The 9,067-nt window shown below is 47.7% G+C and carries 8 protein-coding genes; all 8 read right to left on the bottom strand.

All coding sequences use genetic code 11. From position 1 onward, the window contains the following. Positions 1–1,548, bottom strand: a 1,548-nt coding sequence (locus B3182_RS02565) for a molybdopterin-dependent oxidoreductase (protein WP_292751413.1), incomplete at its 3' end; no start/stop codon positions are given. Continuing rightward, a complete protein-coding gene (locus B3182_RS02560; protein ID WP_292751411.1) occupies positions 1,548–3,245 on the bottom strand; it encodes an NAD(P)H-dependent oxidoreductase subunit E in 1,698 nt (565 codons plus the stop codon). The genes B3182_RS02565 and B3182_RS02560, both read right to left, overlap by 1 nt. Before the next feature lie 334 nt (positions 3,246–3,579). Next, the gene (locus B3182_RS02555; RefSeq protein ID WP_292353483.1) at positions 3,580–4,587 is read right to left on the bottom strand and encodes a formate dehydrogenase subunit gamma; all 1,008 of its coding nucleotides are present in this window, start codon (positions 4,585–4,587) and stop codon (positions 3,580–3,582) included. Between the two features lie 10 nt (positions 4,588–4,597). Continuing rightward, positions 4,598–4,777, bottom strand: coding sequence for a hypothetical protein (locus B3182_RS02550; RefSeq protein WP_292353482.1), 180 nt, complete (start codon positions 4,775–4,777; stop codon positions 4,598–4,600). Positions 4,778–4,779: 2 nt separating this feature from the next. Further along, positions 4,780–5,364 (bottom strand): formate dehydrogenase FDH3 subunit beta, encoded by a 585-nt coding sequence (gene fdh3B / locus B3182_RS02545; protein ID WP_292353481.1) that lies wholly within the window; start codon positions 5,362–5,364, stop codon positions 4,780–4,782. Between the two features lie 16 nt (positions 5,365–5,380). Continuing rightward, complete coding sequence (locus tag B3182_RS02540; protein WP_292751408.1) at positions 5,381–8,257, bottom strand: formate dehydrogenase subunit alpha; 2,877 nt, start codon at positions 8,255–8,257, stop codon at positions 5,381–5,383. A 12-nt stretch (positions 8,258–8,269) separates the two neighbouring features. After that, positions 8,270–8,479 carry a Tat pathway signal protein gene (locus B3182_RS02535; RefSeq protein WP_292353479.1) on the bottom strand — a complete coding sequence of 70 codons (210 nt, stop codon included), beginning with the start codon at positions 8,477–8,479 and terminating at the stop codon, positions 8,270–8,272. Positions 8,480–8,610: 131 nt separating this feature from the next. After that, on the bottom strand, positions 8,611–9,067 hold a 457-nt coding region (locus tag B3182_RS02530), incomplete at its 5' end, for a TorD/DmsD family molecular chaperone (protein ID WP_292751405.1).

Genomic DNA, 9,067 nt, shown 5'->3' with positions numbered 1-9,067 from the left:
GTTAGCATAGAGCCGCGCGACTTCTCTTAAGGTTTGTGCAGGAATGCCACAAATCGGTTCCATCAATTCCGGTGTGTATTTCTGCAGGTGTTTTTTCATATCTTCGAAGCCTTGCGTACGCTCGGCAACAAAGCTTTGATCGACCAGATTCTCTTCGACAATGACATGCATGATGGCATTGAGCATTGGCACGTCACTGCCTGGCTTAAAGGCCAGATGATGCGTAGCTTCACGAGAAAGTTCAGTAGTACGTGGATCCAGCAGAATCAATTTGGTGCCGGAACGCAACGCATTTTTCATCCACGTCGCACCGACCGGATGATTCACTGTCGGATTTGCACCGATCAATACAATTACATCTGCTTTATCGACGTCTGCAACCGGGTTGGATACGGCACCTGAGCCGAGACATTCAAGCAAGGCTACAACCGATGAGGCATGGCAAAGACGCGTACAGTGATCGACATTATTGGTTTTAAAGCCGGTACGAATTAGTTTCTGGAACAGATAAGCTTCTTCATTGCTGCCTTTGGCACTGCCAAAACCGGCTAATGCATTGGGGCCTTTTTGATCGCGGATCTTCAAAAACCCCTGAGCGGCCATATCCAATGCCTCTTCCCAGGTGGCTTCACGGAAGATTTTGTCGATATCGTTGGGTTCCATCGTAAATTCACCGGTTTTCGGTGCACCTTCACGGCGGATAAGCGGTTTGGTCAGGCGATGTGGATGATGAACATAATCAAACCCATAACGGCCTTTGACACACAAACGACCATGGTTCGCCGGGCCATCACGGCCTTCAACGTAGAGAATTTTATCGTCTTTAATATTGTAGGTAAGCTGACAACCCACGCCACAATAAGGACAAACCGATTCAACCTGACGGTCCGGTTCCACCATGCCCACTTCATTGGCAGGCATCAATGCACCGGTTGGGCAAGCCTGCACACATTCGCCACAGGCGACGCAGGTGCTTTCCCCCATCGGGTCGTCAAGATCAAAGACAATTTCGGTGTGGCTGCCGCGCATTGCCAGACCAATTACATCGTTATTCTGTTCATCACGACAGGCACGAACACAACGGGTACATTGGATACAGGCATCCATATTGACGGCAATACCGGGATGCGAAAGATCCGGAGCAACTTGTTTGCGAGGCTGAAATCTTGGCGTACTGATTTTAAGTTTACCTGCCCAGTAATCGAGTTCGGAATGCAGGGTATGCGGCTTTTCGGAAACATCAGATTTGAGCAGTTCCAGTACCATTTTTTGCGAATGCAAAGCACGTTCGCTATTGGTCTGCACTTTCATATCATTGCCGGGATAACGGCAGCATGAAGGTGCTAAAACACGCTCACCTTCAACTTCCACCATGCATGAGCGGCAGTTTCCATCCTGCCCTTCACGTTCGGAATAACATAAATGCGGGATTTCAATGCCTTCGCGCTCGGCAATTTTTAAAATTGTTTCATCGGCACGGGCACTGATTTTCTGGCCGTTAAGCGTAAATTCGACCATTTCAACGCTATCTTGTAATTGAGTGGCCATTATTTCAACTCCTCAGGGAAATACTTGACGACGCTACGCAGCGGATTTGGAGCAGCCTGCCCCAGACCACAAATCGATGCATCTACCATTACTTGAGACAACTCTTCGAGCAATGGTTCGTCCCATTTAGACTGTTTCATTAAGGTAACCGCTTTGGCGGTGCCGACACGACATGGCGTACATTGGCCACAGGACTCATCCTCAAAGAAACGCATAGCATTAACAGCCAAATCGCGTGCTCTGTCTTTATCGGAAAAGACAATCACTGCAGCCGAACCGATAAAACTGCCATATTCATGCAAGGTGTCGAAATCCAATGGCACATCACCTAACGACGCGGGCAAAATCCCGCCTGATGCACCGCCGGGGAAATAGCCATAAAACTTATGCCCTTCGAGCATGCCGCCACAATATTCATCAATCAGTTCACGCATGGTGATACCTGCAGGTGCCAGATGCACTCCCGGATTATTGACACGGCCACTAACGGAAAATGAACGCAGACCTTTACGGCCGTGACGTCCATGATCGGTAAAACACTCTGGGCCTTTTTCAAGAATATCGCGAACCCAATAGAGCGATTCCATATTATGTTCGAGAGTCGGCCGACCGAATAAACCCACTTGAGCAACAAATGGTGGTCGCAAGCGTGGCATGCCACGTTTACCTTCAATAGACTCAATCATCGCCGACTCTTCGCCACAAATATAGGCACCGGCACCACGACGCAAATGAATCGTCGGCAGATTGGTTACCGGAGGGTGGGAGCGCAATTTAGCAAGCTCCTGTTGCAGCATTACACGGATGGCAGCATATTCATCACGCAGATAAATATAAATTTCATTGATATCTACAGCCCAGGCAGCAATCAGCATACCTTCCAGAAAACAGTGGGGATCGCGATCCAGATAATATTTGTCTTTAAATGTACCCGGCTCGCCTTCATCGATATTGACGGCCATTAATCTTGGGGCAGGTTGATCACGAACAATGCGCCATTTACGACCGACCGGGAACCCCGCGCCGCCCAGACCACGTAGTCCTGAGTCATCCATCATGTCGAGCACTTTATCGACATTATGCTGGCCCGCCATACATTGTTGATAAATAGAATAACCACCGTTTGCTACGTATTGCTCAAACAAAATCGGTGCAAGGGTTTCCGGCTCGGTGATACCTTGCTCGACCAGATTGTCGACTTTTTGAACATCAGCGAATTCGACAGGATGCATACCTACAACTGCAACCGGTGCTTTATCACAGCGACCAATACAGGGAACCCGCTGAACACGGACTTTTTCGCCCATGGCGGTTTCAAGAGAACCAATCAGGTCTTCAGCTCCGGCCATTTCACAACTCATTGAGTCACAGACGCGAACGGTTAAATCGGCTGGAACAGCATCACCTTCTTTAATCACATCAAAATGATGGTAAAAAGTGGCAACCTCATAGACTTCAGCGCGAGACAGTTTCATTTCATACGCCAGCGCGACTAAATGTGCTGCTGAGATATGTTTGTAGAAATCCTGGATTTTATGTAGATGCTCTATCAGTAAATCTTTTTGTCTGGATGCATTACCGAGTAATTCACGCACTTCTGCCAGTGCTTTCGGCTCAATCTGTCTACCTTTACTGGTAATACGTGATCGCTTGGTCTTTTTTCCAATTGCTTGAGCATTGATGGTTTGCTCGGTCATGAACTGCCTCTCTCACTTCGTAGCCTGCTTTGGCTTTTTATAATAAAAATCCAGTCAAAACTATCATGGCTAACGGCCGATGTGAAGCCTGATGACGAGCAAAAATCAAAGCGAAATCAAGCTTTTGTTTAAAGATAAGATGGGGAGCTTTTGCGAGAGTTCAAAAATGCACTAAATAAATGCACATTGCCTGAGCCGGCACGTTTCTCGTGCATCACATAAAGGAAAAATGATCCAATATGGATCATGAAAATTTTTTTTCTAAGGCATCAAAAAAACAACAGCCAACCCGTTTTTGCGAGTTGGCTGATAACAGGTATCTGATTTGCGCAAATTACTGAGGCGTATTTTGCTGTTGTTCCTCGACTTCTTTTAGCCAAAGGTCGTGATGCTGTTCGGCCCAGGCAACATCAACATGACCGGTGGTCATGCCTTCCAGAGCACCTTCGGTTCCGAGGGTACCGATATAGATATGGCCCAGTGAAAATGCCATCAGTAACATCGCGGTCAGGATATGGATCAGATGCGCGCCAATGATGACTTCACGTTCCTGTCCAAAATTGGGGAAATCCAAAACCAGGCCTGAGAAACACAATGCCACACCGGCTGTGGCCAACGTCCAGAACCAGGCTTTTTCACCACCATTGAACTTGCCTGCAGAAGGATGTTTATCCCCTACCATGCCGCCAAAGGCTTTAAACCATTCAATATCAACTTTGGTAAACAGATTATTTTTGAACCATTTGATAAGGATAATAAATAACGCCACCATGAACACCGGGCCAAGCACGTTATGTATCCATTTGGCTGCAGTAGCGTAGGCTGAAAAGCCCGGATACCCCAGTAATGGAATTAAGGCAAAACGCCCATACAAAAGGCTGAGCCCAGTAATGGCCAGCAAGATAAATAAGGTGGCTGTTGTCCAATGCAGTCGACGTTCGTTCAACGTCCAGCGCTGTACCGTTTTACCGGTACGCGGATGGGTTAATTTGATCTTGCCTCGCCACAAATAAAATGCAGCAAGAATAACCAGAACACCACTGAGCAACCATGCACCATAGGTCGCAATCGGACCATTGCGCAGCTGACGCCAGTTTTGACCTGCTCCCTGGATCAGTTCATTGGTTTCCTGACCTTTAACAGCGCTATAACCTTCTTGATTTTCACGCACTTGTCGCCAGGTATCAGAACGAGGGTTGGTCTGCTCATCTGCTGCCGGTTGGTCCGTCATACTGACATACAGATAACCGGTTAACGGCAATATCAGGATTGCCAGCACAATGATCAACATCGCCCAGAGCGATGTTTTTTTACGATTATTCATAGCAGCAGTTGCAGACATGCCTTCTCCGTTAGCGATCCGTTTGTACGCTGTTGAAACGCTGCTTCAATATTTCTGCGCGTTCTTCTGCTGATAGAGCATGATTGTCCTCACTACCTTTATACACCCCAGCTTTATGCATGGTTACGTCAGTATCTTCATAACAAGCGGTCAGTAGTAAGGCGCCAAGCATTAAAACAAGCAGTCTCATGATTAATCCTTGTAGGCTGTTGCCCAACCCCAGTTATCCGGACGGCCACCACGACGAACAACGCGGCTGCGGAACAGATCAGCGACGATATCACCATCACCAGCAATCAATGCTTTGGTCGAACACATCTCAGCACACAATGGTAATTTACCTTCGGCTAAACGATTACGCCCATATTTTTCAACTTCTTCAGCCGAATTATCTTCTTCAGGACCACCAGCACAAAAAGTACATTTGTCCATTTTGCCACGTGCACCAAAGGCACCTTCCTGTGGATATTGCGGAGCGCCAAACGGGCAGGCATAAAAGCAGTAACCACAGCCGATGCAGATATCTTTGTCATGCAATACCACCCCATCATCGGTGGTGTAGAAACAATCAACCGGACAGACCGCCTGACAAGGTGCATCGGTACAATGCATGCAGGCGACTGAGATAGATTTTTCACCTGGAATACCATCATCAATGGTGACGACACGACGACGATTAATTCCCCAGGGTACTTCATGTTCATTTTTACAGGCAGTGACACAGGCATTGCATTCAATACAACGCTCGGCATCACACAAAAACTTCATTCGAGCCATTTAGCAATCCCCTTAATTAGGCAGCACGGACACGACAGAGAGAAACTTTGGTTTCCTGCATTGCCGTTACGGAGTCATAACCATACGTGAATACGGTGTTACACGATTCACCTCGAACATGTGGCACAGTGCCTTCAGGATAGTTATCAATCAAATCCTTGCCCTGATAATGACCACCAAAGTGGAACGGCATAAACACAACGCCCCGTTCAACACGTTCAGTCACCATGGCCATTACTTTTATGGTGCCACCTTCAGGTCCATCGACCCAAACCTGTTCACCATTTCTGATACCTGCATTGTTCGCATCAACCGGGTTGATTTCAATAAACATATCCTGCTGCAATTCAGCCAGCCATGGATTGGAGCGGGTTTCTTCACCACCACCTTCGTATTCAACCAAACGACCACTGGTCATAATCAATGGGAAGTCTTTGCTAAAATCCGTCGCTTGAATTGATCCATAGCGAGTCGGCAGACGATAGAAGCTGCGGCGATCTTCGTAAGTAGGATATTTCTCTACCAAATCACGACGTGTTGTATAAAGCGGTTCGCGGTGAATCGGTACTGGATCCGGGAACTGCCAGACGATGGCACGCGCTTTGGCATTTCCATAGGGTGCACAGCCATGTTTGATCGCTACACGCTGAATACCACCGGATAAATCAGTTTTCCAGTTTCTACCCTCAGCTTCAGCTTTTTCCTCAGCGGTCAGGTCATCCCACCAGCCCAGCTCTTTGAGCATCGCATCGGTAAATTCAGGGTAACCATCGGTAAGCTCAGCGCCCACAGTACTGGAACCTTCTTCGGATAACAGATTAACGCCATCGCGTTCCACACCAAAGCGGGCACGGAATGGACCACCACCCTCTGCTACCGGTGTCGAGTTGTCATACAGAATATGGCTGCCAGGATGTTTCATTTCCGGTGGTCCCCAGCATGGCCATGGAAGACCATAAATCTCACCATCACAGGGTCCGCCTTCAGCTTTCAAAGTGGTGGTATTGAAGGTATGCAGGTTTTCCGATTGCAGTTTGAGACGTTCTGGTGATTGACCGGTGTACCCAACTGCCCACATGCCTCTGTTGTATTCACGGGTGATATCTTCAATTAATGGCTCTTCACCATTCACGGTAATCTGATTACAAAGCTCTTTTTCAAAACCGAATTTTTTGGCGAATTTATACATGATCGTGTGATCAGGCAAAGATTCAAACAATGGTTTGATAATCTGGAAACGCCATTGCACTGAGCGGTTTGATGACGTCAATGAACCATAAGTTTCAAACTGTGTTGCAGCCGGTAACAGGTATACACCGTCGGTACGATCGTTCATTACCGCTGAAACAGTAGGATACGGATCAACCACTACCAGCAGATCCAGTTTTTCCATGGCTTTTTTCATTTCAGGGCCACGCGTCTGACTGTTGGGTGCGTGTCCCCATAACACCATGGCTTTAATGGCATCATTCTGATCGATGTTATCTTTGTTTTCTAACACCCCATCGATCCAGCGAGAGACTGTTATACCGTTGGTATACATTGGTGACACTGCCGTGCCATCGATTTCTTCGTATTTACTCTGATCAAATTTTTGTTTCAGCCAGTCCAGCTCAACATCCCAGACACGAGCCCAATGCTGCCAGGCACCTTCAGCCAGTCCGTAATAACCCGGAAGACTATTAGAAACCACACCAAAATCAGTGGCACCCTGAACGTTATCATGACCACGGAAAATATTGGTCCCGCCACCGGAAACACCCATATTACCGAGCGCCAGTTGCAGGATACATAAAGCACGGGTATTGCTGTTACCAACGGTATGCTGAGTTATGCCCATGCACCAGATGACAGTGCCGGGACGATGTTCGGCCATGGTTTTAGCCGCCTGATAAACATCGGCTTCTTTGGCTCCGGAAACCTTTTCAACTTCAGCAGGTGGCCAGTTAGCCACTTCCTTACGGATTTCGTCCATTCCGTAAACACGCTGTTCGATAAACGTTTTATCTTCCCAGCCATTTTCAAAAATATGCCAGAGCATGCCCCAGACAAACGGGATATCCGAACCACTACGAATACGAATAAATTGATCGGCGTGGGCAGCAGTACGACTGAAACGCGGATCAACCACGATAACCGGTGCACCACGCTCTTTACCGCGGAAAATATGCTGTAATGAAACAGGGTGTGCCTCGGCCGGGTTAGCACCGATAATAAAAATTGCTTTGGAATTATGAATATCGTTATAGGAATTAGTCATTGCCCCGTAGCCCCAGGTGTTTGCAACACCGGCAACTGTGGTGGAATGACAAATCCGCGCCTGATGATCAACGTTATTGGTGCCCCAGAACGCGGCAAATTTGCGGAACAGATAAGCCTGTTCATTGCTGAATTTTGCTGACCCCAGCCAGTAAACTGAGTCCGGACCAGATGTTTCGCGAATGTTCAGCATCTGGGTGCCGATTTCATCAATGGCTTGTTCCCATGACACACGCTGCCATTTGCCATCGACTTTTTTCATTGGATATTTGAGTCGTTTGTCACCATGACCATGTTCACGAACCGAAGCACCTTTGGCACAATGCGAGCCAAGGTTAAAAGGATGATCAAAGCTGGGTTCCTGACCAATCCACACGCCATTTTGTACTTCAGCGGTGACACCGCAGCCTACACTGCAATGACTGCAAACACTGCGAACCCGGGTGATTTCACCTTCATCGTATGCGGGTTGCCGCCCTTCAGCTGCCTCGGCTTTCTGAATCATTGCATTAGGCAGCAAACTCATAAAGGCTGCGCCACCTGCCGCGATACCTGAACCTTTCAGAAAGGTTCTACGATTTACGCCAGAGATACCACTGATAATGGCTGCCGGATCACGTTTAGTCAGTTTCATAACGTCAGTCTTTTAAAAGTCAGCACGCTGGTAGTAAGTTTCAACATGCTCAGTATGTTGATAACCTTTTGCAGCAGGAGCGGGTTCGGCGGGAGTTTGTACAATTTTTTGCGGAGCAGCTTGCAACGTATTTGCTGTTAAAGCCAACGTTGCCGTGCCACCAATTGTGGCGGTCAATTTGTGCAGAAATTCTCTGCGGCTATTTGATGGCTTTGCAGTCATGGATTTCTCCGAATGAAATTCAGTGCAGTGACACGCAAGGGGTTGTCAACGTTGACAACAAATTGAGCCCTAATTATCGCGCAGACGAGGTTACTGTTCAAGGAGATTCGCCTGCAAATTCAAACTATCTGTCATTGTTCGAGTCGTTGAAGTTCCGCTTCTATGAAATGTTTGCCCAATAATGCGACGGCTGAATAAAAAACGGCACTTTTTGCCTTGGCCAAATCCGTAAAGAACTTGGCTGCCCAGGGGCGTAAATGCGCATTAAAAAAGGCTTTATCGTCAATGACCGGGATGCCATTGGCTGACAGGATAAGTCGCATCACATCACACTCACCGGCGATATGATCTTCGGGTTCAGCTTTATCCTCTTGCCGCTCCAGCCCCAGTTTTCCGAGATCAACACGTAATCTTGCCAGGGGTTTTTCATTTAAAAAACCGCTTTGGTAATATGACCCGTATGGAATCACCTCTCCCTGAGCCAGTCCGATAAACAATAATTGATATTCATCGGCGATTTGTTCAGCACTGTTGTGTGCTGCCGCATCGATCAAAGCCTGCCAGCCCTGACCAAGAGGACTTTCCGGT

Source organism: Methylophaga sp. UBA4204 (genome assembly GCF_002379485.1).
In the GTDB taxonomy this organism is placed as follows: Bacteria; Pseudomonadota; Gammaproteobacteria; order Nitrosococcales; family Methylophagaceae; genus Methylophaga.
This window is presented reverse-complemented; position numbering and strand designations above follow the sequence as displayed.